The organism is Nonomuraea sp. NPDC049309, from assembly GCF_043196965.1.
In the GTDB taxonomy this organism is placed as follows: Bacteria; Actinomycetota; Actinomycetes; order Streptosporangiales; family Streptosporangiaceae; genus Nonomuraea; species Nonomuraea fastidiosa.
Window position 1 is genome coordinate 1,634,683 of record NZ_JBICSH010000001.1, and the last position, 26,292, is coordinate 1,660,974.

Annotated in this window: 20 protein-coding genes and 2 pseudogenes; 8 read left to right on the top strand and 14 right to left on the bottom strand. The window is 71.8% G+C overall.

Going from position 1 to position 26,292, the window contains the following annotated elements:
- Positions 1–440: 440 nt before the first annotated feature.
- The 4 genes from ACGFIM_RS07450 to ACGFIM_RS07465 all read right to left on the bottom strand — a co-directional run bounded on the left by ACGFIM_RS07450 (position 441) and on the right by ACGFIM_RS07465 (position 7,122).
- Positions 441–1,604, bottom strand: a complete 1,164-nt coding sequence (locus tag ACGFIM_RS07450) for an acyl-CoA dehydrogenase family protein (RefSeq protein ID WP_393196147.1) — start codon at positions 1,602–1,604, stop codon at positions 441–443.
- Between the two features lie 13 nt (positions 1,605–1,617).
- On the bottom strand, positions 1,618–2,130 hold the full coding sequence (locus ACGFIM_RS07455) for a MaoC family dehydratase (protein ID WP_364053930.1): 513 nt from the start codon (positions 2,128–2,130) through the stop codon (positions 1,618–1,620).
- 293 nt (positions 2,131–2,423) lie between these two features.
- The gene (locus ACGFIM_RS07460; RefSeq protein ID WP_393196151.1) at positions 2,424–3,053 is read right to left on the bottom strand and encodes an ACT domain-containing protein; all 630 of its coding nucleotides are present in this window, start codon (positions 3,051–3,053) and stop codon (positions 2,424–2,426) included.
- Positions 3,054–3,999: 946 nt separating this feature from the next.
- Positions 4,000–7,122 (bottom strand): bifunctional cytochrome P450/NADPH--P450 reductase, encoded by a 3,123-nt coding sequence (locus ACGFIM_RS07465; protein ID WP_393196154.1) that lies wholly within the window; start codon positions 7,120–7,122, stop codon positions 4,000–4,002.
- 56 nt (positions 7,123–7,178) lie between these two features.
- Between ACGFIM_RS07465 and ACGFIM_RS07470 the strand changes: the two genes are divergently transcribed.
- From ACGFIM_RS07470 to ACGFIM_RS07480, 3 genes are all read left to right on the top strand, one after another.
- Entirely contained in the window at positions 7,179–7,751 is a 573-nt protein-coding gene (locus ACGFIM_RS07470; RefSeq protein WP_393196157.1) for a TetR/AcrR family transcriptional regulator, read from the top strand.
- 69 nt (positions 7,752–7,820) lie between these two features.
- Positions 7,821–8,981, top strand: a complete 1,161-nt coding sequence (locus ACGFIM_RS07475; protein WP_393196160.1) for a thiolase family protein — start codon at positions 7,821–7,823, stop codon at positions 8,979–8,981.
- The gene (locus tag ACGFIM_RS07480; protein WP_393196163.1) at positions 8,978–9,673 is read left to right on the top strand and encodes an SDR family oxidoreductase; all 696 of its coding nucleotides are present in this window, start codon (positions 8,978–8,980) and stop codon (positions 9,671–9,673) included. Before ACGFIM_RS07475 ends, ACGFIM_RS07480 begins: the two co-directional genes overlap by 4 nt.
- Positions 9,674–9,733: 60 nt before the next feature.
- Here ACGFIM_RS07480 and ACGFIM_RS07485 read toward each other — a convergent pair whose 3' ends face one another.
- The 6 genes from ACGFIM_RS07485 to ACGFIM_RS07510 form a co-directional block, all read right to left on the bottom strand.
- Positions 9,734–10,045, bottom strand: coding sequence for a hypothetical protein (locus ACGFIM_RS07485; protein WP_393196170.1), 312 nt, complete (start codon positions 10,043–10,045; stop codon positions 9,734–9,736).
- Positions 10,046–10,049: 4 nt separating this feature from the next.
- The gene (locus tag ACGFIM_RS07490; protein WP_393196173.1) at positions 10,050–11,336 is read right to left on the bottom strand and encodes a right-handed parallel beta-helix repeat-containing protein; all 1,287 of its coding nucleotides are present in this window, start codon (positions 11,334–11,336) and stop codon (positions 10,050–10,052) included.
- 63 nt (positions 11,337–11,399) lie between these two features.
- Positions 11,400–13,178, bottom strand: coding sequence for a glycoside hydrolase family 13 protein (locus tag ACGFIM_RS07495; protein ID WP_393196176.1), 1,779 nt, complete (start codon positions 13,176–13,178; stop codon positions 11,400–11,402).
- Positions 13,179–13,187: 9 nt separating this feature from the next.
- The gene (locus tag ACGFIM_RS07500) at positions 13,188–14,027 is read right to left on the bottom strand and encodes a sugar ABC transporter permease (RefSeq protein WP_393196179.1); all 840 of its coding nucleotides are present in this window, start codon (positions 14,025–14,027) and stop codon (positions 13,188–13,190) included.
- The gene (locus ACGFIM_RS07505; RefSeq protein WP_393196182.1) at positions 14,024–15,586 is read right to left on the bottom strand and encodes an ABC transporter permease subunit; all 1,563 of its coding nucleotides are present in this window, start codon (positions 15,584–15,586) and stop codon (positions 14,024–14,026) included. Before ACGFIM_RS07505 ends, ACGFIM_RS07500 begins: the two co-directional genes overlap by 4 nt.
- A 6-nt stretch (positions 15,587–15,592) precedes the next feature.
- Complete coding sequence (locus ACGFIM_RS07510; RefSeq protein WP_393196185.1) at positions 15,593–16,867, bottom strand: extracellular solute-binding protein; 1,275 nt, start codon at positions 16,865–16,867, stop codon at positions 15,593–15,595.
- A 287-nt stretch (positions 16,868–17,154) separates the two neighbouring features.
- Between ACGFIM_RS07510 and ACGFIM_RS07515 the strand changes: the two genes are divergently transcribed.
- Together ACGFIM_RS07515 and ACGFIM_RS07520 are read left to right on the top strand one after the other, a co-directional pair.
- A complete protein-coding gene (locus ACGFIM_RS07515; RefSeq protein WP_393196188.1) occupies positions 17,155–18,663 on the top strand; it encodes a glycoside hydrolase family 13 protein in 1,509 nt (502 codons plus the stop codon).
- Between the two features lie 237 nt (positions 18,664–18,900).
- The gene (locus ACGFIM_RS07520; protein ID WP_393196191.1) at positions 18,901–20,280 is read left to right on the top strand and encodes a sensor histidine kinase; all 1,380 of its coding nucleotides are present in this window, start codon (positions 18,901–18,903) and stop codon (positions 20,278–20,280) included.
- Between the two features lie 11 nt (positions 20,281–20,291).
- Here the strand turns inward: ACGFIM_RS07520 and ACGFIM_RS07525 are convergent, their stop codons facing one another.
- Entirely contained in the window at positions 20,292–21,653 is a 1,362-nt protein-coding gene (locus ACGFIM_RS07525; RefSeq protein WP_393196194.1) for a cation:dicarboxylate symporter family transporter, read from the bottom strand.
- Positions 21,654–21,762: 109 nt separating this feature from the next.
- On the opposite strand from ACGFIM_RS07525, the gene ACGFIM_RS07530 reads away from it, so the two are divergent.
- The 3 genes and pseudogenes from ACGFIM_RS07530 to ACGFIM_RS07540 form a co-directional block, all read left to right on the top strand.
- Entirely contained in the window at positions 21,763–23,262 is a 1,500-nt protein-coding gene (locus tag ACGFIM_RS07530; protein WP_393196197.1) for an ATP-binding protein, read from the top strand.
- Positions 23,259–23,960, top strand: coding sequence for a response regulator (locus ACGFIM_RS07535; protein ID WP_393196200.1), 702 nt, complete (start codon positions 23,259–23,261; stop codon positions 23,958–23,960). The genes ACGFIM_RS07530 and ACGFIM_RS07535 overlap by 4 nt, the downstream gene beginning before the upstream one ends.
- A 62-nt stretch (positions 23,961–24,022) precedes the next feature.
- Positions 24,023–24,349 (top strand): annotated as a pseudogene (locus tag ACGFIM_RS07540) (cytidylyltransferase domain-containing protein); the annotation flags it as partial.
- A 250-nt stretch (positions 24,350–24,599) separates the two neighbouring features.
- Here ACGFIM_RS07540 and ACGFIM_RS07545 read toward each other — a convergent pair.
- From ACGFIM_RS07545 to ACGFIM_RS07555, 3 genes and pseudogenes are all read right to left on the bottom strand, one after another.
- On the bottom strand, positions 24,600–25,037 hold the full coding sequence (locus tag ACGFIM_RS07545; RefSeq protein WP_393196203.1) for a DUF6716 putative glycosyltransferase: 438 nt from the start codon (positions 25,035–25,037) through the stop codon (positions 24,600–24,602).
- 97 nt (positions 25,038–25,134) lie between these two features.
- Positions 25,135–25,374 (bottom strand): annotated as a pseudogene (locus ACGFIM_RS07550) (DUF6716 putative glycosyltransferase); the annotation flags it as partial.
- Positions 25,317–26,261, bottom strand: coding sequence for a hypothetical protein (locus ACGFIM_RS07555; protein WP_393196206.1), 945 nt, complete (start codon positions 26,259–26,261; stop codon positions 25,317–25,319). The gene ACGFIM_RS07555 and the pseudogene ACGFIM_RS07550, both read right to left, overlap by 58 nt.
- Positions 26,262–26,292 lie beyond the last annotated feature (31 nt).

The window sequence follows — 26,292 nt, forward strand, 5'->3', positions numbered from 1 at the left end:
CCCACGGGGGGCGGCGTCAGCGGAGGGGGGTGACCGGCTGGGACGGCGACCGGCCCCGCGCGGCACCTGGTCGGCGCGGCCCCAGCCCGGGACGCCGGTCAGCGGGCACGGTAATCGGCCAGGCGCGGCCTCGGGCGAACCCGGTCGCCGGACGGACGCGGTGCCCGGCGGGCGCGGGTACCGGACCCGACGGGGAGACCGCACCGGACGCGGAGACTCACCGGGCGGGGAGACCCCACCAGACGCGGGACCCCACCGGACGCGGAGACCGGCCGGGTTCGGAGACCGGCAGTCGGTGGGCGGGCATGCCCCGGGTGAACGTGGTGCTCGTCAGGGGGGCCGATGAGGGTGGCGTGGTGGCCGGCGGTGCCCGAACCGTCGGGGCCGCTGTGCGAGGTGCCGCCCGCAAGCGGCGCCGAGCGGCCCGGGGAGCCGCGGGGTCACCAGCCGATCGTGCCCTTGCCCGAGATGAGCGCGCGGGCGATGACCATGCGCTGGACGTCGTTGGTGCCCTCGCCGATCGCCATCAGCGGCGCGTCCCGGTAGAGCCGCTCGACCACGTACTCCTGCGAGTACCCGTACCCGCCGTGGATGCGCATCGACTCCAGCGAGGCCTTCAGCGCCACCTCCGACGCGAAGTACTTGGCCATGCCGGCCTCCATGTCCACCCGGCGGCCGCCGTCGGCCTGGGAGGCGGCCCAGTACGTGAGCAGCCGCGCGGCCTGGATCTCCGTGGCCATGTCGGCGAGCTTGAGCTGGATGGCCTGGAAGTCCGCGATGGGCTGCCCGAAGGCGGTGCGCTGGCGCGAGTAGGCGAGCGCGGCGTCGTACGCGGCCTGTGCGACGCCGACGGCGCGGGCGGCGATGTTGATGCGGCCGATCTCCAGCCCGCCGAGCACCTGCTGCATGCCGCGCCCCTCGACGCCACCGAGCAGGCACGAGACGGGCACGCGCACCTCGTCCAGCACGACCTCGCACGTCTCGGTGCCCTTGTAGCCGAGCTTGGGCAGGTCACGGCTGACGCTGAAGCCCTTGAGATCGGGGTCGACGAGCAGCACCGACATGCCCTTGTGCGCGGGCTCCTCGATCGAGGTCTTGACCAGGACGGGCAGCGGGTCGGCGTGGCGAGCGTTGGTGATCCAGGTCTTGGTGCCGGTGACGACGTAGTGGTCGCCGTCGCGTACGGCGCGGGTCTGGATGCCCTGCAGGTCGGTGCCGGCGCCGGGCTCGGTCAGCGCGATGGCGGTGCGCCGCGCGCCGGTGGCGAGGTCGGGCAGGTGGCGGCGCTTCTGCTCGTCGGTGCCGTGGCGGGCGATCATCCAGCAGGCCAGCGAGTGGGAGCCGATGGTGCCGGCGACGCCCATCCAGCCGCGCGCGATCTCCTCGAAGACCAGCGCGAACGTGACCATGTCGGCTCCGAGACCGCCGTACTCCTCGGGCACGGACAGCCCGAACAGCCCCATCTGCTTCATCTTGTCGATGATCTCGGCCGGGTAGCGCCCGGAGTGCTCCCACTCGGTCGCGACCGGCATGATCTCCTTGTCGACGAACGCGCGCAGCGTCTCGCGGAACGCCTCCTGCTCGTCGGTCAGCTCGAAGTCCATGCGAGTCGCCTCCTCAGAGCGGGCCGGTCTTGGCCTGGGGGAAGTAGCCCTTGTCGTGCGGGGCGTCGCGCTTGTAGACCATGACGGTGCGGGTCCACGACATGACCTCGTCGCCGTCCTGGTTGAGCCCGCGCGTGTAGGCGGTGACGATCCCCGCGTACGGGCGCGACTTCGACTCCCGCTTGGCGGTCACCTTCGACTCGGCGTACAGGGTGTCGCCGACGAACACCGGGTGGGTGAGCTTGATGTCGGTCCAGCCCAGGTTCATGATCGCGGTCTGGCTGATGTCGATGACGGACAGGCCGAGCACGATCGCCACGGTCAGCCCCGAGTTCACGATGATCTTCCCGGTGGGGGCCTTGGCGGCGAAGTGGGCGTTGAAGTGGTTCTGGTTCGTGTTCATCGTCAGGAGCGTGAACCAGGTGTTGTCCGCCTCGCTGATCGTGCGGCCCATGGGGTGCTGGTAGACGTCCCCGACGGTGAAGTCCTCGTAGTAGCGGCCGATGGCGGGCTGGTGGACGGTCAAGGGCGGCTCCTCGGCAGCTGTGCACACCGTCGGAACGCCCACGTTAGACACCAGATCAATGTTCGGTCAATGATCCGCGCCGGGCCACGCGCACTCCAGATCGGTCCGGGGCGCGCGTCCGCGCCATGGTGAGCCCCGCCCCGCGTTCCGCACCGTCGTGAGCGGTGCCCCGCGTCCCGCGCCATGGTGGGCCGGGGCGCGCGTTCCACGCCATGACCCGCACCTGGCCGCGCGCGTCCCGGTCGGCGTGAGCGGCAGGCCTCGAGGTTCAAGCGAGTGACCGGCCCGTGACGTCAGGCGCGGGCGGCCGGCTTCTGCGGATCGGCGCGGGCGGCCAGCTTCGACACCACGTCCACGATGCGCGCTACGCGCTCGACCTCTGCACGGTGGAAGTCGGGGCCGTCGGACCGCGCCACCACCAGGTGCATCCCGGCGGCGGCGACGGGCAGCAGGAGCAGGCGCAGCTTCTCGGCGTCCATGGTGATCGGCCGGGGCGGTGGCTCGGGCAGCTCGAACGAGGCGGGCGCGGCCAGCGAGGCGTGCCGTACGACGCCGTCGGCCACCGCCAGCGACCACTCGGCCCCGCACAGTCCGGGCAGCGCGTCCACGAGCGTGGCGAAGCCCCTGGCGGGCTCGCTGGCGACGTGCATGAGGAGGTCGTAGTCGGGGGCCGAGCCGGGCACCTCCTTGGTCGGCCACACCCCCTCGACCCGCACGCCGGGCAGGGCGGAGAGCCGCTCGCGCGCTTCGGCGGAGGTCACCGGCGCCGGCCAGGAGACGGTGAAGTCGTCCACCGCCCTTCCGGCCTCGCGTTCGAGCACGGTGACCTGCAGGATGTCGGCGCCCAGAGCGCCCAGCGCCTTGGCCACCTGGCCGAGACCGCCGGGCCTGTCGGGCAGCGACACCCTCAGACGCAGCAGCATGTCCGCCCCCTTTCCGCAGAGGCTCTCACATTGCCGTGGAAAGGTTTCCAGCATGTTCCACGGTTATGTCGTACATGCTGCGGTTATATCCAACATTGCTGTGTTAAGTCCGGATTGTCGATAAAGGGACCGTCCGCCAAGGCGCATCACCGGACAAAGCACAGCTCACCGCGACACACCCCCGCCCCACGCCACACGAACCGCGTCGCACGCCACGCCCGAGCCCGCCACGACGGCGCGCACGAGCCCGCGCGTGGTGGGCTGCATGCGGCTACTGGTGGACTCGGTACAGCGCGTCGCGGAGCCGCGCGCGGCACGAGGCGCGTGCGGCAGGCTCGGGCGTGATGCGGTGGGCTGCGCCTGGCCTGCGACGGTGGCTCGTTAGTGCTGATGAAGCGCTCCGACGGCTTGAACGGCCGGCCGGTCCTCGTCCATCGGCCGCGAGCGACCCGCAAGGGGCACGTCGGGAACGGGTGCGGGTCGCCCGCGACGAGGCCTGTCAGCGCGGCGGTTGCGCACGGCGAACGCGCGCATCGCGACAGTCCCGGCACGGCGCCCCTGCATGGGCTGAGGGTGGGCGCGGATGCGCACATCGCGCGGGGCAACGCACGGCGTCACTCTGGGTGGAGGTAGCGCACGCAAGCCTGCATGTCGCGGGAGTAACGAACGGCGCCCCTGTGGGGGCGGGGATGCGGGCTTGGAGGCAGGGGCGCGGGCGGCGCCACGCCCCCCCCGCACAACGAGCCTCGCACCGCACACAGCACCGCACAGCGAGCCCCGCGCCACACACAGCGCCGCACGGCGAACCCCGCGCCACACACAGCGCCGCACGGCGAACCCCGCGCCACACACAGCGCCGCACGGCGAACCCCGCGCCACACGCGCTGTACCAAGCCCGACGCACGGCCCGCGCCTCACGAAGTCCTCCGCGTGAGACCCGTCGGTGTCAGGCGAAGACGTCCTGCTGGTAGCGGCCCTGGGCTTCCAGGTTCGCGAGCCAGGCGGTGCCGTCCTCGCCGGTCTTGTCCCGGTGGATGTCGAGGAGGGCCTGCCGGACGGCGGGGGCCATGCGCAGGCCGTCGCCGCAGACGTACACGTGGGCGCCCTGTTCGAGCAGCGTCCACACCTCGTCGGCGTGCGCGGCCACGGCGTCCTGGACGAACCGGTACGGGTGCCCGGCGACCGCCGAGTACGCCCGGTGCACGGTCACCTGACCGGCCTGCTCCCAGGCGGCGAGCTCGTCGGCATAGAGCAGGTCGTGCTCGGGGTGCCGGCAGCCGGTGAAGACCTCGGCGCGCCCGCTCGCCCCAGTGAGCGCCCGCTCTTCCAGGAAGCCGCGCAGCGGCGCGAAGCCGGTGCCGGGGCCGACGAGGATGATCGGCGTGGCGGGGTCGGCGGGCAGGCGGAAGGGCGGCGCGGGCACGCGGACGTAGCCGTAGAAGACGTCGCCCTCCTTCAGCCCGGCCAGGTACGCCGAGCACATGCCCTGGTAGGTGCCGTTGCCGGACCAGGCGGGCCCCTCGACGAGGCCGACGGTGAGCCGGACGAGGCCGGGGTCGGCGTGCGGCGAGGAGGAGACCGAGTAGTAGCGCGGCTTGATGGGCCCGGCCATCTCCAGGAACACCGGCAGCGGCAGCTCGATGGCGGGGAAGCGGTCGAGCAGCGCGAGCGGCGAGACGCGCTTGGCGAGGATCTCGTCGGCGTAGGAGGCGGTGAGCTCGGCGAGCTGCCGCTTGGTCCACGGGCAGTCGGTGTGGGCGGCCAGTGCCTCCAGGTCGGACCTGGTGGCGACCTGCTGCAGCTCGGCGAACTCGGTGAGCAGCAGCCCGGCGGTGACCGGCGTGCCGACGGGCAGGTGGGTGGCGCCGTCGGCGTGCAGCCGGACGACCTGCTCGCGCGGCACCCGCAGGCAGCGCAGGGCCCACTCGACCAGTTCGGGGTCGTTCTTCGCGAAGACCGCGATGTGGTCGCCGGCGGTGTAGGTGACGCCCTCGGGCAGCCTGGCCACGATGGAGCGCACGCCGGGGCGCGGCGCCTCGGCGGAGAAGTCCCACAGCCCTTCGGGGTCGCCGGTCAGCTCCTCGTTGGAGACCACGGTGAACGGCACGGCACGCTCCGACACCACCGAGGGCCTGACCTCGGTCTCGGCGAGCACCTCCATCCGGTAGCGGGGCCCGGTGCCGCCGGCGTCGGCGGCGTATTCCTCGGCGAGCGCCGCCCACAGGCGGGTGGTCCAGGCGGTGACGTCGCCGTCGAAGTCGCCGTCGGTGTCGGCCTCGCCCCGCTCGACGATCGGCACGGCTCCGGCGGCGGTGAGCTTGTCGTACGCGCGCCGCGGGAACTCCTGGTACGTCGGCCACTGTGTGTTGCCGCAGCCGAGCACGGCCAGCCGCACGCCCGACATGTCGGGCAGGCTCTCCAGGGCGTCGAAGCGCTGGGCGTTGTCGGGCGCCTTGCCGTTGTAGGAGGAGGCGACCACGATGAGCAGGCCCTCGCTGGGCGGGGTGAGCTCGTCGAGCGTGGTGAGGGTGACGGCGAAGCCGGCCCGCCCGGCCCGCTCGGCCAGCCGTTCGGCGATGTCGGCGCTGGTGCCGAGGTTGGAGCCGTAGGCGACGGTGAGCGGCACCCCGACCGCCCCGGTCACCGCGAGGTCCTGCTGCTCGCTCTCCTGCACGGGCTGCTCGGCGGGCAGGGCGCGCTCGTGGGGCCGGCGTTCGCGGACCCGCAGCGTGAAGCCGTCGGGCTTGAGGGTGAGCGTCTGCTTGAGCTTCATCCGGTACGCGGAGGGGTCGGACAGCGCGAAGCGGCGCAGGATCATCGCGAGCGCCAGCCTGGCCTCGGTGAGCGCGAACTGGCGGCCGATGCAGGCCCGCTCGCCGTTGCCGAACGGCTTGTACGCGGCGGGGTGGTGGTGCTTCTTGTTCTCCGGCAGCCAGCGGTCGATGTCGAACTCGTCGGGCCGCTCCCACGCCTTGGGGTGGCGGTGCAGCAGCGGCAGCAGCACGCCGACGCCCTGGTCCTCGGGGATGTGGTAGCCGCCGATCTCGGTGTCGCGGATCGCGCTGACGTTGAAGAGCGGGATGGGCGACCAGAACCGCAGCGTCTCCTCCAGGACGCGGGGGATGACGTCCAGCTTCATGATCGTCTCGTACGTGGGCGGCTCGTCGCCGGGCAGCAGCCGGTCCACCTCGTCGTAGGCGCGGGCCAGGGTGTGCGGCTCGCGCAGCAGGTTGTACAGGGCGAACGAGAGCAGCCCGCTGGTGGTCTCGTGGCCGGCGATGAGGAAGGTGAGCACCTGGTTGCGGATGTTCTCGTCCGACAGCCGGGCGCCGGTCTTCGGGTCGGCGGCCTCCATCATGAGCCCGAGCAGGTCCTTGGCGGGCTCGCCGCCGCCTTCCGCTCTGCGCTGCTTGATCAGGTCGTCCACCAGCGACCGCATGGTGGCGATGTCGCGCCGGTAGGAGTGCTCGTGCGACTTCCTGAGCCTGGTGACGATCGGGAGCTGCTGGTTGCGCAGCATCGCCTCGGTCAGCGCGCCGCCCATCGCGGTCAGGAACGGGTGCAGCTCGGGCGAGTCGAAGGAGCGGAAGCGGTAGCCGAAGCCGGTGAGCGAGATCGTGTCGAGGGTGAGCCTGGTCATGTCGTCGGCGACCGGCAGGTCCTGCCCCTGGCGGGCGGCCCAGGAGCCGACGAGCTGCTCGGCGATCTCCAGCATCTGCGGGTAGTACGCCTTCATCGAGCGCTGGCTGAAGGCGGGCATGAGGATGCGGTGGGCGTGGCCCCAGACCGGCTCGTCGGAGTCGGCGGTGAACAGCCCGTCGCCGCCGAAGTCGCGCACGATCGTCAGCGGCGGCTTGATGCGCTTGACGAAACGGGTCTCGTCGCACACCTCGGCCACGAGGTCGGGGTCGTAGACCAGCACGATCCGGCGGCCGGCGACCTCGAACTGGATGATGCCCTCGTCGTACTGCGCCGCCACCTTCATGAAGTGCTCGACAGGGGCGTGCGAGGGGATCTGCAAGGTGTTGCCGACGATCGGCAGGCCCTTCGGGGCGGGAATCTGCGCCACGGGGTTGCTCCCTTCCATAAGCCATACACCGTATGGCTGACGCTACCATACGGCGTATGGCTGTTAGCGCGCGCAGGGGCACACCCCTGACCATCGAAGAGATCTGCACCACGGCACTGCGCCTGGTGGAAGAGAGCGGCGTCGAGGCGCTGTCCATGCGCAAGCTGGCGGCCGAGCTGCAGGTCAACCCGATGTCGCTCTACCACCACGTGGAGAACAAAGAGGCACTGATCAAGACCCTCTGCATCGCCGCCAACCAGCGCGTCAAGCTGCCCGCCGACGACGGCTCACCATGGGAGGACCAGCTCAGGCGGCTCGCGATCGCCTATCACGAGCACACCCGCACGCACGCGAACCTGTGGGCCTACCTGCACCGGCACCCCGAGATCATCTCCGACCGCACGCAAGCGCTCTGGCAGGCGCTCTACCGCATCCTCCGCCTGGCCGGGGTGCCGGAGGAGGAGCTGCGGCGCACCAGCGACGTGCTGCACGCGTTCGTCACGGGTTTCATCATGGCCGAGACACAGGGCCACCTGCCCGCCGACCCGAAAGAGGTCGAGCGCGACTTCGACACCGCGATCGACATGATCATTCACGGCCTGGCGGGGTTCTCCAGGCGAGCCTCATAGGGGTTGCGTTGGATTTTCCAACTCACTTATGGTGGGTTGGAAAATCCAACCTATAAGGAAGGGGCCGCGATGCGTGACGCCGTCATCGTTCAGGCCGTGCGCACCCCCATCGGCAAGGGAAAACCCGGCGGCGCTCTGTCCGGCGTGCACCCGGTCGATCTGCTCGCCCACGCCCTGAAAGCGCTCGTCGAGCGCAGCGGCATCGACCCGTCCGAGGTGGACGACGTCATCGGCGGCTGCGTCGACCAGGTGGCCGAGCAGGCCATGAACACCACCCGGTACGCCTGGCTGGCGGCCGGCTTCCCCGACTCCGTGCCCGCCGTCACCGTGGACCGGCAGTGCGGCTCGTCACAGCAGGCCGTGCACTTCGCCGCCCAGGGCGTGCTGTCCGGCGCGTACGACCTGGTCATCGCGTGCGGCGTGGAGTCGATGAGCCGCGTGCCCATGTGGTCGAACGTGCCGCCGGGCACCGACCCGTTCGGGCCCGGCCTCGCCGCCCGCTACCCCGACGGCCTGGTGCCGCAGGGCATCAGCGCCGAGCTGATCGCCGCCAAGTGGTCGCTCAGCCGCGAGCGGCTCGACGCGTTCTCCGCGCAGTCGCACGCTAAGGCCGCGGCGGCGGACTTCAGCGCCGAGATGGCGCCGATCGCCGGCCTCGACAGGGACGAGTCCGTACGTCCGGCGACCACCCCCGAGATCCTCGCCGGGCTCAAACCGGCCTTCGCCGACCCCGGCTACGCCGAGCGGTTCCCCCAGATCGACTGGTCGGTCACCGCCGGCAACTCCAGCCCCATCAACGACGGCGCCGCGGCGGTGCTGATCACCACGTCGGAGACCGCGGCCCGCCTCGGCCTGCGGCCCCTGGCCAGGCTGCACAGCTTCGCCGTCACCGGCTCCGATCCGCTGCTCATGCTCACCGGCGTGATCCCGGCCACCGAGAAGGTGCTGCGCAAGGCCGGGCTGAGCCTCGGCGACATCGACCTGTTCGAAGTCAACGAGGCGTTCGCCAGCGTCGTGCTGGCCTGGCAGCAGGAGACCGGAGCCGACCCCGCCAAGGTGAACGTCAAGGGCGGCGCCATCGCCCTCGGTCACCCTCTGGGCGCCAGCGGCGCCCGCATCACCACCACGCTCGTCCACGCTCTCCACGAGCGTGGCGCCCGTTACGGCCTGCAGACCATGTGCGAGGCCGGCGGCCTGGCCAACGCCCTCATCCTGGAGCGAACCTCGTGAAGATCACCGGCAGCGTCGCGCTCGTCACCGGCGCCAACCGCGGCCTCGGGGCCGTCTTCACCCGCGCACTCGTCGAGCGCGGCGCGGCGAAGGTCTACGCCGCCGCCAGGAACCCCGAGACGATCACCGACCCGGCGCTCACCCCGATCGCGCTCGACGTGACCGACCCGGCCGCCGTGGCGGCCGCCGCCGAACAGTGCGGCGACCTCACCCTGCTGATCAACAACGCGGGCATCTCACGCGGCCCCGAAGGCACCCTGGACGGCGCCAGGGCCGAGATGGAGGTCAACTACTTCGGCACGCTGGCCATGAGCCGCGCCTTCGCGCCCATCCTGGGCCGCAACGGCGGCGGCGCGCTGGTGAACATCCTGTCGGTGCTGTCGTGGATCACCTTCCCGCGCGTCACCACGTACGCGGCATCGAAGGCGGCGGCCTGGTCGCTGACCAACGCGCTGCGGCTCGAGCTGCTCGAGCAGGGCACGCAGGTGGTGGGCGTGCACGCCGGCTACATCGACACCGACATGGTCGCCGGCCTCACCGAGCCCAAGATCTCCCCCGAGGCGGCGGTCGCCGCGGCGCTGGACGGGCTGGAGTCGGGGGCGTACGAAGTGCTGGCCGACGACGTCAGCAAGGAGGCCAGGTCCGGGCTGTCCGCCGGCCTGGACGTGCTCTACCCGGCCCTCGCCGGATAAGAACCCGCGGATCGGCCCGCGGCGCCGCGGGCGCCACGTCAGGACCCGCCGGCTTCCTGGTCAGCCGGCGGCGTCCCAGACCGCTTCGAACGCCTCAGGGGTGATCTCGGTCAGCTCCCAGATCTCCAGCGGCTGGTCGGCGAGGAACCCCTGCTCGTCCTGCAGGTGGCGCCACCAGTACCGGCGGGCGGCGCGGTCGGCGCCCACCTCGACCTGGCGCACGGCCCAGTGCTCGCCGTCGCCTTCGACGCTCTCGAAGAGCCACGCCCGCCCATCGGCGTCCCCCAGGTGCCAGTAGCGCCTGGGGGCGCCGGACTCGGCGAGCCCGCGCACCAGTTCCCTGCGCGCCGCCAGATGCTCGGCGTCCAGCATCGCGTCAGCGCTGGTAGGCGCCGGCGTCGGGCGCGGACCTCAGCGGCTTGCCCGCGGCGTCCTTGGGGATGGCCTTGCCGCCGTACCACTTGGAGGTCAGCTTCACGCCGCGGCCGATCGCCGGGGAGCCGGGACGCAGCCGCAGGTCCGTGCGGGAGACGAACTTCGGGTCGGCCATGACCGTCTTCGGCCCCGGCTTGAACCTGGCCGTGCGCCCCTTGTAGACGCCGCCCGCCTCGTCGGCGCCCTTGCCGTCGGCGAAGCCGGCCTCGCCGCCGACGTGGATCACGTTGTTGCGCAGCTTCAGGATCGACGGCGAGCACCCGTCGTGGCAGGACCAGCCGATGGTGTCGCGGGCCGGCAGGTAGACGGAGTTGTGCACCGCGATCGTGCCCTTGACCGGGCCGACGACGTGGCGCGGGCCCCGGGTGATGAGGAACGAGCCGCGGCTGTGCTTGGAGGTGACCACGTTGAAGGCGAACACGTTGCCGGTCGCGGTCTTGCCCTTCTGCGCGCCCAGCTCGGTGAAGGTGTCGTTGTCGCGGGCGATGTTGTGCGTGACGACGTTGCGGTCGCCGTTGAAGATCTCGACGGCGGCGCCGTCGGTGCCGTAGTCCTTGCTCTTGGCGTAGCTGCCGGTGATGGTGTTGCCGGTCACGAGGTTGTCGTCGCCGTTGAGCAGCACGCCGAACGCGCCGGAGTCGTTGTCGCCGCCCTCGTCGTTGACGCTCATCCGGTTGTTGTCGGTCAGCACGCTGTCGCGGATGGTGTTGTGCGAGCCGGACGGCGCGACCATCACACCGGCGATGTTGCGGTCGGCCTTCACGCCGGACAGCTCGATGCGGCGGCCGTCGAGCCGGAAGCCGGCCCAGCGGCAGCCGGAGGCGCGCAGCCCGCTGATGCGCCAGTGGTCGCCCTTGACGATCACGCAGTCGTTCTGGGTGCCGCTGATCTTGGGGAGCGCGCCCTTGCCGTAGGCGCGCACGACGATGGGCTTGGCGGCGGTGCCGTCGGCCTCGAGGATCAGCGGGGCGGTGAACGTGCTGCCGCGCTTGACGGCGATCGTGTCGCCCGGCTTGAGCTCGGCGGCGTTGACGTTCGCCAGCGTCTTCCACGCGGTGCGCTCGCTCGTGCCGTCGGCGGAGTCGTCGCCGGCGCGGGAGTCGACGTAGTAGGTGGTGCCGGCCTTCGCGCTCGCGGTCGATGGCGCGGACCGCGCGGACTCCGTCGCGGCGGCGGCAGGAACGGCGGGCAGAAGCGAAGCGATGACGGCTACAGACACCAACCTCATACGGGGCACACCACTATCGAGATGAGAAGGTACGGAAAGGTAACGGGTGCCACCGTAGCGTGATCAACGTCTCACGCGCCACATGCTCACCGAAGGTCCATCGCCTGGTATGACGTCTCCGTCGTCCGCCTGGTACAGGCCCGTGGCGTGCTCGCCGAGCGGGATCGGCGCGCCGGGCGCCCGCCGCGCGCACACCACGATCGTCTCCTCGTACGCCTCCCGCGCGAACACCAGGCAGTCGGCGTCGGCGTGCAGCCAGCGCAGGCCGCCGTGCCGCAGCGTGGGCTCGGCCCTGCGCAGGCCGAACAGCTCGCGATAGCCGGCCAGCGTCGCGAGGTCCTGGTCGGCCGGCCGGTTCCAGGGCATGGGGGTGCGCGCGTGCTCGCCGTTGACGCCGGTCAGGCCGAACTCGCTGCCCGCGAAGATCATCGGCGTGCCGGGGAGCGTGGCCTGCAGCCCGGCCGCGACGAGGTGGCGCTCGCGCGAGCCGGTCACGGTGCGCACGCGGGGCGAGTCGTGGGAGTCGAGCAGCTGCCAGGAGTGCACATACGAGCGCCACGACATGTGGGCGGCGAACTGCCGGAACGTGGCCACCGTGGCCGTGCCGTCGCGCTCGGGGATGCCGCCCGGCGTGCCGAGGAAGTGCTCAAGGTCCGTCTCGGGGCCGCGCAGGAAGGCCCAGACCGGCCGGGTGAAGCCGCCGTAGTTCATGGTGCCGTGCCAGCCGTCGCGGTCGAGGTCGGCCGACGCGTCGTGGTTGTGCTCGGCGATGAGCGCGGCGTCGGGGCCGACCTCGGCGCGCAGCATGGCGGCGACCTCGTGCGCGTAGTCGTCGGCGGCCAGGCGGCCGGTCATGTTGGCGACGTCCACCCGCCAGCCGTCGAGCGGGCCGAGCCAGCGCTTGAGCACCGCGGTCATGCGCTCGCGCACCAGCGCGCTGCCCCAGTTGAACTTGGGCAGCGACTTGAAGCCCCACCAGGACTCGTAGTCGCCGGTCGCGGGGTCGAAGTAGAACATCTCCCGCTCGGGGGCGTTGACGTCGGAGACGGCGGTGGTGAACCACTCGTGGGCGTCGCCGCAGTGGTTGGTGGTGATGTCGCCGATGAGCCGCATGCCGCGCGCGTGCAGCGCGTCCGACAGCCGGTGCAGCGCGGCGTCGCCGCCGAGCAGCGGGTCGACGTGCTCGAAGGTCGAGGCGTCGTAGCGGTGGTTGGAGCGGGCGGGGAAGAACGGCGTGAGGTAGACGGTGTCGGCGCCGAGTGCGCTCACGTGGTCGAGCCTGCGGGTGATGCCGTCGAGGTCGCCGCCGTAGAACTGGGTGGAGGTGCCGGGGCCGCTGGGGATGACGGGGTCGCGGTCCCAGTCGCGGGGCAGTGCCCACGCCGGCGTCTCGGGCATGGGGCCCGAGCGGTCGAACCGGTCGGGGAAGATCTGGTAGACGATCGCGTCGGCCAGCCACGACGGCGGCGGCTCGTGGCAGATGAGCCGGAAGTCGGTGGCGTCGGTGACGTCGTGCGCGGCCAGGCCCGCCGCGGTCAGCCACCGCTGCCCGGCGCGGGTGCGCAGCAGGAAGCGGTAGCGGGTGACGGGGTTGACCGCGGTGATCTCGGCCCGCCACCACACGTCGGTCCTGCCGTAGCCGCCCGCGCCCTGGCGTGTCTCGTCGACGCGGGCTTCGGCGTAGCGGGGCTCGCCGTCGTGCACGGCGCGCACGTGCACGCCGGTCACCCCGGCGGCCAGCGGTGCGCGCAGCCAGAGCGTGACCCGCGCTCCCAGCTCGGGCCGCTGGTCGGAGACGTACAGGGCGGAGCCGTCGTGATGAGGTTCCCCGAGGTAACGCACTGTGCCCTTTCATCCCTTGACGGCTCCGGCGGTCAGGCCGGAGACGATGTACTTCTGCAGCCACAGGAACACGCCGACCGTGGGCACGGCGGTGATCAGAGTGGCCGCGGCGAACATGCCGAAGTTCGTGTTGCGGTGATCTCCCGCGATCATGCCGTACATGCCGACCGCGAGCGTCTTGCTCTCGGGGTCGCGCAGGAACACGTTCGCCATCAGGAACTCGCTCATCGTGCTGATGAACGCCAGCAGCGCGGTGACCGCGAGGATCGGCGTGACCAGCGGCACGATGATGCGCCAGAAGATCTGGGCGTGGGTGGCGCCGTCCACGGTGGCGGCCTCGTCCAGCTCCTTGGGCACCGTGTCGAGGAAGCCCTTCATCAGCCAGGTGTTCACGCCGAGCGCGCCGCCGAGGTAGAGCAGCAGCAGGCCCCACACGGTGTCGAAGCCGAACGCGGGGTACAGCTCGGTCACCCTGGTGAAGATCATGAAGATCGTCACGATGGCCAGGAACTGCGGGAACATCTGGATGAGCAGCAGCGCGAGCAGCCCGACCCGGCGGCCGGCGAAGCGCATGCGGCTGAAGGCGTACGCGGCCATCAGCGACAGCACCATGCCGGCGAACGACGACACCAGCGCGATGAAGACCGAGTTGAAGAACCAGCGGCCGAAGGGATAGGTCTCGGAGGTCAGCAGGTCGCCGAAGTTCTCCAGGCTGGCCCCTGTGGGCAGCAGCTCCGTCGAGGCCAGCGTGCCCAGCGGGTTGAGCGCCGCGGAGACCACGAAGAGGATCGGGAAGACCGCGAACGCGCACACGGCCAGCACGAAGACGTGCCGCAGGGCGAGCTTCACGCGTAGACCTCCTCCTGCTTGCGGGTGCGCCGGAAGGCCACCGCGGAGATGACCGCCACGATGGCGAAGATGAACACCGAGATCGCCGCCGCGAAGCCGAACTGCGCGCCCGCCGGTCCGAACGCGAGCCTGAAGGTGTAGGTGATGAGCAGGTCGGTCCCGCCGACCAGCGGGTTCTCCGCGGGGAACGGCCCGCCGTCGGTGGTCAGGGCGATGGCGTTGTAGTTGTTGAAGTTGAACGCGAACGACGAGATCAGCAGCGGCGTGAGCGCGACGAGCAGCAGCGGCAGCGTGACCCGGCGGAACGCCTTCCACGGGGTGGCGCCGTCGATGGCCGCGGCCTCGGTCAGCTCGCGCGGGATGGCCTGCAACGCGCCCGTGGTGACGAGGAACATGTACGGAAAGCCGAGCCACAGGTTGACCAGGATGACGCCGAGCCTGGCGGTGCCGGTCTGGCCCAGCCAGTCGATCTGGGCACCGAGGAGCTGGTTGATCAGGCCGAAGTCGCGGTTGAACATGTCGCGCCAGACCAGCAGCATCGCGAAGGCCGGCATCGCGTACGGCAGGATCAGCACGATCCGGTAGACGCGGGTGCCGCGCATGCGCGGATGGTGCAGGGCGAGGGCGACGGACATGCCGAGCGCGAACGTGCCGAGCACGGAGGCGAGCGCGAAGACCAGGTTCCAGCCCAGCACGCCGGCGAAGTAGCGGGAGATGGTGGGCTCGGTGAGCACCCGCAGGAAGTTGTCGAAGCCGACATTGACCTGCCAGCCCTGGGCCAGGTGCTCGCCCTCGGCGTTGACGAAGTAGCCCTGCGACTCGTCGGCCTGCCAGGGGCCGCCTTCGCCCTGGATGCAGTCGCAGGCGGCGTCGTACACCAGGGTCGCCTTGCCCTCGACGGCGCGGCTGAGCCCGTTCGCCTTGATGAGGCCGTCGCGGGTGGGGACGGCCAGCGCGCTGATCTCCTGCCCCCGGGCGGCGGCCTCGGGTGCCTTGAGCACGGTGAGGCCGGGTGCGGCGAGCACCTTGCCGGTGAGGCCGACCTGCGCGCCGGCCAGCGGCTCCAGGCCGTCCTTCGTGCCGAGCGAGACCTGCTTGGTCTTGGGGTCCACGAGCAGGAACACCAGCTCGTCGCCGCGCAGGGCCGCGGTGAGCGTGTACTCGGGCGAGCCCGGCGCCTGGCGGACCGAGCCGCTCTGGATGGCCTCGATGGCGGCGGCCTTGTCGCCCCGGTGCCCGTCGCCGAAGTTCGTGAACGCCGTGGTCACCGTGTAGAGCACGGGGAACACCTGGAAGGCGATGAGGAAGACGGTGCCCGGGATGAGGTACTTGGCCGGTATGAAGCGCCGGGTCAGGTAGAGGTAGGAGATGCCCGCGGTGGCGGCGCACAGCAGCGCAAGCGCCACCCACGATCCGGCGGCCACCAGCGGCGGCACGGCGTAGAGCAGGATCGCGGCGGCCACGCCGAGCACCGCGATCCTGCTCACCACGAACGCCGTGGTCCGCTCGGCGCGCGGCCGCGGTGCCGCGCGCCCGGGTTCGCGCACGTCCGTCGTCATGAGCGGCTAGTTCTTGAGCGCGCCGTCGATGGCCTTCTGCGCGGCCGCGGCGGCCTTGGCCGGGTCGCCGCCCTTGACCACGGAGTTCTCGGCGACGCCGAACGGCTCCCAGATGGCGGCCATCGCGGGGATGGCGGGCATCGGCATGCCGTCCTTGCCGGCCTCCATGAACTTGACCGCGTCGGGGTCGCTCGCCTGGACCTCTTCGAGGGCGGCGGTCAGCGCCGGGGGCCGCGGGTCGGCGTCGTAGAGCGCCTTGGCGACGTCCTTGTTGGTCACGTAGTTGGCGACGAACTCCTGGGCCAGGGCCTTGTTCTTGCCCTTGGACGCGACGAAGAACGCCTGCACGCCGACGAACGGGGTGGCAGGCTGCCCGTCCTTGAACGGCGGGACGGCGGTGATGTCGTAGGAGACGCCGGCCTTCTTGATCTCGCCGATCGCCCAGGGGCCCGAGACGAGGAAGGCGCACTTGCCGCCGGCGAAGGTGGGGATGTAGTTCTCGTTGGTCACCGACGTGCGCAGGGCGCCCTCGCCCTTCTCGCCCAGCTCGGCGAGCTTCTCGAACGCCTTGACCGACCCCTCGGAGCCGAGCAGCACCTGCTTGGGGTCGGGGTCGCCGCTCGCGGTGGTGCCGAACAGCGCGCCGCCGCCGGAGGCGAAGATCGGGTAGACGTGGAAGGCGTCGCCCTTCTGGCCGACCGGCAGGCAGAGCACCTCCTTGACCTTGCCGTCCTTCTTGAGCTCCTTGCCCTTGGCGATCATGTCCTCGATGGTCGCGGGGGCGTCGGGGGCGAGCTCGGTGTTGCGGATGAGGGCGATGTTCTCCACCGCGTACGGGGCGCCGTAGATCTGCCCGTTGAAGGTCACCGCCTGGACGGCCTTCGGGGAGAAGGCCGCCTTCTGCTCCTCGGTGAGGGTGACCGGGTCGATGGCGCCGTTCTGCACCAGGTTCCCGATCCAGTCGTGCGCGCCGATCATGATGTCGGGGCCGCTGCCCTGCTGCGAGGCGGTCAGGAAGGTGGTCTGGTTGTCCTTGCTGATCTCCTTGACCTCGACGGTCACGCCGTTCTCGGTGCCGAACTGGTCGGCGAACGGCTTGAGCGCCTTGACCCTGTTGGGGTCGGCCCAGATGACGAGGGTGCCGCCCGCGCCTGCGGGGGCCGATGACGCGGCGGAGGACGCCGTGCCTTCCGCCGGGGTCTGTGACGACGATCCGCCGCACGCGGTCGCCGTGAACGCGAGGGTCGCGAGAGCTGCCACACCCAGAGCCCGGATGCGCATGAGGGGGACCTCCTGAGGTCACGGAGGAACGGCGGCACGCGCCGCCGCCGAGGTTGGCTCGACGTTTCCGGGACGTTAGCGGCTCTTTGCAAAACATGGAAGAACTTGCGCAAGAGCGTTACCCGATCATCACCCTCGCGAACGGTTCTGACCTGGCGGACACCCGATCATGACGGCGAGGCCGGGATCTGCAACTTTCCGAAACTTGCACTTGACCTTCGTCCGGTGAATCGGACATCCTTCACCAGAACCACACCGACCATCCGGACCTCCCGGGAAGGACGCCCATGCTCGGCAACGACGACTGGTGGCGGGACGCCGTCGTGTACCAGGTCTACCCCCGCAGCTTCGCCGACGCCAACGGCGACGGCATGGGGGACCTCGAGGGCGTGCGCCAGCGCCTCGGCTACCTGTCCGAGCTGGGCGTGGACGCCATCTGGCTGAGCCCGTTCTACACCTCGCCGATGGCCGACGGCGGCTACGACGTGGCCGACTACCGCAACGTGGACCCGATGTTCGGCACGCTCGCCGACTTCGACGCGCTGGTCGCCGACGCGCACGCCAAGGGCATCAGGGTCATCGTGGACCTGGTGCCGAACCACTCCTCCGACCGGCACCCCTGGTTCCAGCAGGCGCTGCGCGGCGAGCGGCGCGACCGCTACATCTTCCGTGACCGGCCCAACGACTGGGAGTCCATCTTCGGCGGCTCCGCCTGGACCCAGGTCGAGGACGGGCAGTGGTACCTCCACCTGTTCGCCCCCGAGCAGCCCGACCTCAACTGGGAGAACCCCGAGGTGCGGGCCGAGTTCCGCGACATCCTGCGCTTCTGGCTGGACCGGGGCGTGGACGGCTTCCGCATCGACGTGGCGCACGGCATGATCAAGGCCGAGGGCCTGCCCGACGTGGGGCAGAAGGACGGCCCGCAGGCCGAGATGCTCGGCGACGAGCAGGTGCCGTACTTCGACCAGGACGGCGTGCACGACATCTACCGCGAGTGGCGGCCGATCCTCGACTCCTATCCCGGCGGGCGCATGGCGGTGGCCGAGGCGTGGGTGTCCTCCGCCGAGCGGCTGGCCCGGTACGTCGGGCCCGACGAGCTGCACCAGGCGTTCAACTTCGAGTTCATGATGGCCGACTTCCACGCCAAGTCGTTCCGTTCGGTCATCGAGAAGTCGCTGAAGGAGGCCGAGCTGGTCGGCGCGCCCACCACGTGGGTGCTGTCCAACCACGACAAGCCGCGCCACGTCACCCGGCACGGCTCCCTGGCCCGCGCCCGCGCGGCCACCCTGCTCATGCTGGCGCTGCCCGGCTCCGCCTACCTTTACAACGGCGAGGAGCTGGGCCTGCCCGAGGTGCTCGACATCCCCGACGAGCTGCGTCAGGACCCCGCGTTCCTGCGGCGCGGCGAGAGCCGCGACGGCTGCCGGGTGCCGCTGCCGTGGACGTCGTCGGAGGGGCTCGGCTGGCGCGACCCGTGGCTGCCGATCCCGCCGGAGTGGGCGGCGCTGTCGGCCGAGGCGCAGGAGGACGACCCCGCCTCGACGCTGAACCTCTACCGCGCCGCGCTGCGGCTGCGCAAGCGGCACCCGGCGCTCGGCGGCGGCACGCTGGCCTGGCTCGATTCCCCGTCCGAGGACGTGCTGGTGATCGAGCGCGACCCCGGCCTGGTCGTGGTGCTCAACACCGGGGACGAGCCGGTGCGCCTCGACCTCGGCGGCGAGGTGCTGCTGTCCAGCGGCCCGCTCGCGGACGACGGCGCGATCCCGCCGGACACCACCGTCTGGCTCCAGCGCTGACCGTGCCACCGTCCGGCGGCCCGCCGCCGGACGCCACGGCCTGGTTGCCGCGCTGACGGTGCCGCCGTCCGCCGGCCCGTCGCACACCACCGTCGCCGACCGTGCCGCCGGCCGGGCGACGGGAGCGGTACTTGCCGGGCACCGCCGCGTGACCGCAGCGCTGCACTTGCCAAAGCTTTTCCCTTACCCGGTATATAGCGGACAAATCACTGCATTTGCCCTCGGTAGCCTCGGGGGATGGCACCCTGGTGGGCCAGATCTCTGCGCGGACGCTTCACCCTCATCGCGACGGCCATAGCCGCCCTCGTGCTCATCCCCGTTGCCATCGCCGGGATCGTCGTCACCAAGACGCTGGTCGCCGAGGGTGTCTTCAACGACACACGGGACACCGCCGAGCGGATCGCGTTCGAGCTGCGCGGCGGCGTCCTGCCCCTGGGCGCCGCCATCCCGGTGCCGAACCCGACCGTCGACCTCGTCCAGGTGGTGAGCTCCGACGGGCTGCTGCTCGGCGCCAGCGACGGGGCGCGAACCCTGCCGCCGCTCACCGACATCCGCCCCACGGCCGCCGACCGCGTCGTCAACACCACGAACTGCCTGCCCACAGAATGCATCCACGTGTCGGCGGTGCGGGTGTCGGTCTCCCCCGACTCGCCCATCGTCTACGCCGGCCGCAGCTCGCCCGACGTGCTGCAGACACGCACCCTGGAGGTCGTCGTGGCGATCGAGGTCACCATGCTCATCGTCCTGGCCGCCTGGTCCACGTGGCTGGTCACCGGCCGGGCGCTGCGCCCCGTCGCCCTCATGCGCGCCGAGCTCGACCGCGTGCACGCCGGCGACCTCAGCCGGCGCGTCACCCAGCCGTCCGGCGACGACGAGGTGGCCCAGCTCGCCCGCTCCATCAACGGCACGCTGGCCAGGCTGGAACGCTCCGCCGAGCAGCAGCGCCAGTTCGCCTCCGACGCCTCGCACGAGCTGCGCACCCCCATCGCCGGGCTGCGCGCCCAGCTGGAGAGCGCCCAGCTCTACCCGGACGACACCGACCTCGAGGCCCTGGTGGAGAGCGCGCTGCGCGACACCGACCGGTTGGAGGCCATCATCTCCGACCTGCTGCTGCTGGCCAGGATCGGCTCGCGGGTGGACATCGTCAGGGAACGCCTCGACCTGTCCTTGCTGGTCCGGCAGGAGCTGGCCACCCGCACCGACAAGATCCCCGTCGCGGTCGACCTGGCGGACGGCGCGTACGTCGAGGGCGTCCGGCTGCAGCTGTCCAGGGTGCTGACGAACCTGCTGGACAACGCCCAGCGGCACGCCGAGACCACGATCCTCGTCACCGTGCGCGAGGAGCGCGGCAGGACGCAGGGCCGGGACAACGGCGGCGAGCACCACGCCGTAGTGGTGCTCGCCGTGGAGAACGACGGCATCGAGATCGCCCCGCACGACCGCGAGCGCATCTTCGAGCGGTTCACCCGCCTCGACGCGGCCCGCAGCCGCGACGCGGGCGGCACCGGGCTGGGCCTGGCCATCGCGCGTGACGTGGCGATCGCCCACGGCGGCACCATCCGCGTCGAGGACCGCACCGGAGGCGCCCGCTTCGTGCTGCGCCTCCCCGGGGCATGACCCGCCGCACGTCAGGCGGGCGACAGCTCCTTGGCGGGCTCGCGCGGGTCCTCGCCGTCCCGGCCGCCGCCACCGCCGCCGTCCCCGTCGTGGCCGTCGTCGAGCAGCGTCGCCTCGTCGAACGGCGCCTGCCCGGTGAGCACGCGTCCCGCCCGCTCCCTGTCGAACTGACCGGTCCAGGTGCCGATGAGCACGGTGGCCACGGCGTTGCCCGCGAAGTTCGTCAGCGCCCTGGCCTCGGACATGAACCGGTCGATGCCGACGATGAGGCCCACGCCGTCCACCAGCTCGGGCCGGTGCGCCTGCAGGCCGCCGGCCAGCGTGGCCAGGCCGGCGCCGGTGACGCCCGCCGCGCCCTTGGAGGCGACCATCATGAACAGCAGCAGCGTGACCTGCTCGCCGAAGCCCAGCGGCGACCCGGTGGCCGTGGCGATGAACAGCGTGGCCATCGTGAGGTAGATGGCGGTGCCGTCGAGGTTGAAGGAGTAGCCGGTCGGCACGGTGATGCCGGCCACGGTCTTGCTCACCCCGAGGTGCTCCATTTTGGCGATGAGCCGGGGCAGGGCCGTCTCCGACGACGAGGTGGACAGGATCAGCAGGAACTCCCTGCCCAGGTAGCGCAGCAGCGACCACAGGTTGACCCTGGCGACCAGCCAGAGGATAGCGCCGAGCACGACGCCGACGAACAGCACGCAGGTGACGTAGAAGGCGATCATGATGATGGCCAGGCTCTTGAGCGCCTCGATGCCGGTGTCGCCGACGACGGCCGCGATCGCGCCGAACGCGCCCACCGGCGCCGCCCACATGATCATGGCGAGGATGCGGAAGACCAGCCGCTGGAAGTGCTCGATGGCGCGCAGGATCGGCTCGCCCTTGCGGCCCATCGCCTGCAGCGCGAACCCGGTCAGCAGCGCCACGAGCAGCGCCTGCAGCACCGAGCCCTCGGTGAGCGCCGACACCAGCGTCTTGGGGATGATGCCGAGCAGGAAGTCCACCATGCTCGCCTCGGCGCCCTTGGCCGCCTCCGCCTCGGCCCGCTCCCTGGCCGCGTCGGTGAGCTGCAGGCCGGAGCCGGGGTCGATGACGTTGCCGACCACCAGGCCGATGATCAGCGCCACCGTGGACATGGCGATGAAGTAGCCGAGCGCGAGCCCGCCGACCTTGCCGACCTGGGCCGCCTGACGTACCGAGCCGATGCCGAGCACGATCGTGCAGAAGATGACCGGCCCGATCACCATCTGGATCAGCGAGACGAAGCCCGTGCCGATGGGTTTCAGCTGGACGGCGACGTCGGGTGCGACGAAGCCGACGAGGATGCCGAGCAGGACCGCCACCACGACGGCCAGATAGAGATAACGGGTGCGATCGCGCATAGGGGGGTTCTCCGGCGGTTTGGGAGCGGATTTCTATCCGTGCGACTATGCGCCTCACGAGTGATCCAGGTCACCATTGCGTAAGTTTCGTTCACGAGGAGGGTGGAGCATGCGGCGCTGGAGCCTGGCCGGCCAGATGCTGGTGCTGCAGCTGCTCGTGGTGACCGTGACGGCCGCGGGCGGCGCGACGCTCGCGCTGGTGCAGGCGCACCGGCTGCTCACCGAGGAGGCGGGCGGCACCGCGCGGGCGGTGGCGGTCAGCGTGGCGGCCTCGCCCGACGTGGCGGCCGCGCTCGGCGAGCCCGACCCGTCGGCGCGGCTGCAGCCGTACGCCGAGCGCGTCCGCGCGGCGACCGGCGTCGACTTCATCACGATCATGCGCCCCGACGGCACCCGCTACACCCATCCGAACCCGGCGGAGATCGGCCGGCGCTTCCTCGGCCACATCGAGCCGGCGCTGCGCGGCCGGACGTTCACCGAGACCTACACCGGCACACTGGGCCCGTCGAAGCGGGCGGTGACGCCGGTCGTGACCGGCGGCCGGGTACGAGCGCTGGTCAGCGCCGGCATCACGATCGACCGCATCGACGCCAGGCTGCGCGAGCAGCTCGCCTGGGGCGGCCTCATCGTGGCGCTCGCGCTCGGGCTGGGCGCGGCCGGCACCTGGCTGGTGACCGCCAGGCTGCGCCGCCAGACCCACGGACTCGGCCCGGTCGAGCTGGGCCGCATCCACGAGCATCACGACGCCGTCCTGCACGCGGTCAGGGAGGGGCTGCTGCTGGTCGGCAGGGACGGCACGCTCACGCTGTGCAACGACGCGGCCAGGCAGCTGCTCGGCCTGCCCGCCGACGCCGAAGGCAAGAACGTGGCCGAGCTGGGCCTTGCGGAGCTGGCGGCCGCCGACGAGGAGCGCATCCACCTCGCCGGTGACCGGGTGCTCGCGGTCAACAGCGCGGCCAGCAGGCTCGGCACGGTTGTCACCGTACGCGACCACACCGAGCTGCAGGCGCTGTCCGGCCAGCTCGACGCCGAGCGCGGCTTCGCCGAGTCGCTGCGCTCGGCCGCGCACGAGGCCGCCAACCGGCTGCACACCGTGATCACGCTGGTGGAGCTGGGCCGCACCGAGCAGGCGATCGCGCTGGGCACGGCCGAGCTGCGGGCGGCGCAGGAGCTGACCGACCGGGTGGTGGGCGCGGTGCGCGAGCCCGTGCTGGCGGCGCTGCTGCTGGGCAAGAGCGCGGAGGCGGCCGAACGCGGCTCCGAGCTGGTGATCAGCGAGGACAGCGAGCTCGACGACCTGGGGCTCGACCCGCGCGACCTGGTCACGATCGTCGGCAATCTCATCGACAACGCCATCGACGCGGCGAACCGGGTCGATGTGCACATCAGCGGCGACGAGCGCGGCGTGCTCATCAGAGTGGCCGACGACGGGCCGGGACTGACCGACAAGGCCGCGTTCGAGAAGGGCTGGACGACCAAGGGCGACGGCCGCGGCCTGGGCCTGGCGCTGGTGGGCCAGGCGGTGCGGCGGCTCGGCGGCACGATCGAGGTGGACGGCTCGGTCTTCACCGTACGCCTGCCCGCACCGCGCAGGGAGCCGGTCTCGTGACCGCAGGGCCGGGCGGCGAGCCCATCACCGTGCTGGTGGTCGAGGACGAGGAGATCACCGCCGAGGCCAACCGCATCTACGTGGAGCGGGTGCCCGGCTTCGAGGTGGCCGGGGTGGTCAGGTCGGGCGGCGAGGCGCTGCGCTTCCTGCGCCGCAGGCCGGTCGATCTCATCCTGCTCGACCTCTACCTGCCCGACATGCACGGCCTTGAGGTGTGCCGGGCGGTGCGCGCGGCCGGGCTGCTGTGCGACGTCATCGCGGTGACCTCGGCGCGCGACCTCGCCATGGTGCGCTCCGCGGTGTCGCTGGGCATCGTGCAGTACCTGCTCAAGCCGTTCACGTTCGCGGCGCTGGCCGAGCGGCTGACCCGCTACGCCCGCTTCAAGGAGGAGGCCGGGCTCGCGGTCGGCCAGGGCGACGTGGACCGGGTGCTCGGCACCCTGCGGGGCACCGCGGCCGAGCTGCCGAAGGGCATGGCGCAGGACACCCTCGACGCGGTGGCCGCGCAGCTGCGCGAGCGGCCCGCGGGGATGAGCGCGCAGGCGGTGGGGGACGCGATCGGCATCTCCCGGGTGACCGCGCGGCGTTACCTCGAATATCTCGTGGACCTGGGCGTGGCGGCCCGCATCCCGCAGTACGGCGGGGTGGGCAGGCCAGAGTTGCTCTACCGGATCCCCACGCAGCGTTCAGGGCGGTGACGCCGGCCGTTCAACACCGGACTTCAGCTTCTGGGTGCAATCCGCTGCACTGAGGAGACACCTTGCGAGTCCTGGCCGTAGTTCCCGCCCGCGGAGGTTCGGCGGGCGTACCCCTGAAGAACCTCGCCCTGGTCGAGGGCGTCCCGCTGGTCACCAGGGCCGTGCGGGCCTGCCTGCGCGCCGAGCTGATCGACCGGGTGGTGGTGAGCACCGATCACGACGGGATCGCCGAGACCGCCAGGCAGGCGGGCGCGCACGTGGTGGAGCGGCCCGCCGACTCCGGCCACGAGCGCGGCCTGCAGATCTCCCTGGCCGCGGTCACGCTGGGCGCGGTCTGCGTGGAGCGGCACATCACGCTCGACCGGACGATGTGGGGCTCCGACCACGCGGCCTCGCTGGAGCCGGCCGGGCTCGAGCACCTGGTACGCGACATCCGGCATCATCGAGCAGGCCCTGGGCGACGGGGTCAAGCGCGTCTTCCCCGGCGAGCAGGCGCCCAAGGCCCGCCTGCGCCGGGTGACCGTCTGAAGCCCGCTCCCCCTGGAGACCAGCCGCTTTGCTCGCTCTTTCGGCGTCGTGCCGGTGCGGCACCGGGCGATCGCGCCATCGCGGGCGCGCTCGCCCGGTGCCGCAGGAGGCTCAGGTCAGCGCTTCGAGAGAGCGGCGCACGCGGCGCTTGGCCCGGTGGCCGGCCCGCAGCATCGTGGGCGGCACCTCCACCCGCAGCCGGGCCCTGCGCCGCGCCGCCGCGTGCGCAGGCCCGTCGAGCAGCGACACGGCGGGCGGGCGCGGCCCCGACGCCACCAGCTCCGCCAGCCGCCGCGCCCAGTCGTCGCGTTCGGCGGGGTGGAAGTAGCTGGCCGCGCACCAGGCGGGCGAGGCCGTGCGGAAGCGGCCCTGCGCCAGGTCGTCGAGCGTGCCCAGCAGGCCGCTGCCCTCGAACACCAGGTTGATCATCTCGGCGCTCACCCCGAAGTCGCTGAGCACCAGCGACGGCACCCCCATCGCGATGGCCTCCAGCGCCGCCGTCGAACCGACCGTGACGAAACCGGCCGCCTGCTCCAGGTGCTCGCGCATCGGCCCGGCCGCGAACCTCAGCCGCCCCGGCTCCCCCATCTCCCGCCACAGCCGCTGGTACGGCAGCCGCTCGTGGTGGGTCTGCCGCTCGCCGTACCGACCGCGCCGACAGCACCGGAGGCGCGGGCAGATCGTCCACTGCAGCGGCGATCTGCCCGGGCGAGGGAGCGATCGGCGTGCGCACCACGACCACCTCCGTCGCGCACTCCGGTGGCAGATCGCCGAGCAGGCAGGCCGCCCACTTCAGATACGAGTCGGAGTCGGCGACGGCCAGCACTCTCACCCGGGAACTCCTGTCACATGCGAGCGCAGGGCGGGCGCCGCCCTGCTGGTCCACCAGTCATCGGGAACGTCGACGGGCTCGACGGCGACGCCGCGCGGGCTGAGCAGCACGCGCAGCGACGTGATCGCGGTCGAGGGGAGGCTGAGCACGCGCTGGCCGGCGTCGAGGCCGCGCAGCGTCAGCTCGGCGGGCGCGCCGGCGTCGTGGACGGTGATGCCGGGGCGCTCCCGGATCAGCGCGACGTCCACGGGGTCCTCGCGGCGGTGCGGGAAGTAGGCGACGGGCTCGCGCGCGGCCAGGTCGGTGAGCCAGCGCAGGTAGTGGTCGCGGCGGACGAGGCCGTTGCGCACGAGCGAGGTGCCGAGCACGACCGTCCGCTCGGCCGGGCTCGCGGCGCTCGGCGGCTGCGCGCGCAGCCAGGCGAACTCGTGGCGTACGAGGTGCACGCCGGCGCGGCGGGCGGCCGCGGCGAGCGCGCCGTCCACGGGCAGCGCGGTGAAGATCGACACGTCGCTGAGGCGCAGCCGGACGGCGGCGGCCAGGCCGAGCGCCCTGCGCAGCGGCCTCGCCTCGGCGCGGGCGCGCAACAGCGGCCGGAACGGGCCGCCGGCCAGCAGTTCGAGCAGCCGCAGCGTGGCCGGCCCGTCGTCCACCACGACGACGCGGCCCGGCCCGGACAGCAGCCAGCGCAGCTGCACCTTGCCGGAGAAGGCGTCCCCCACGGCCCGCACGCGGCGCGGCATGCGCTCGCGCGGCTCGGCCAGCTCCAGGCCCTCGGGCAGCGCCATGGAGCGCAGCTCGCGCCCGGTCGCCTCGAGCGGGCGCAGGCCGGCGCGCGGCACGATGGCGGTGGCCGGGCCGAGCAGCCCGGCATGGTGGGCCTCGACGGCGCACAGCATCTGGAGCGGGGACTCCACCCAGGCCGACGCCTGTTCGACCACTCCTGCCCTCCCGGGTGATGGGCCGTTCACG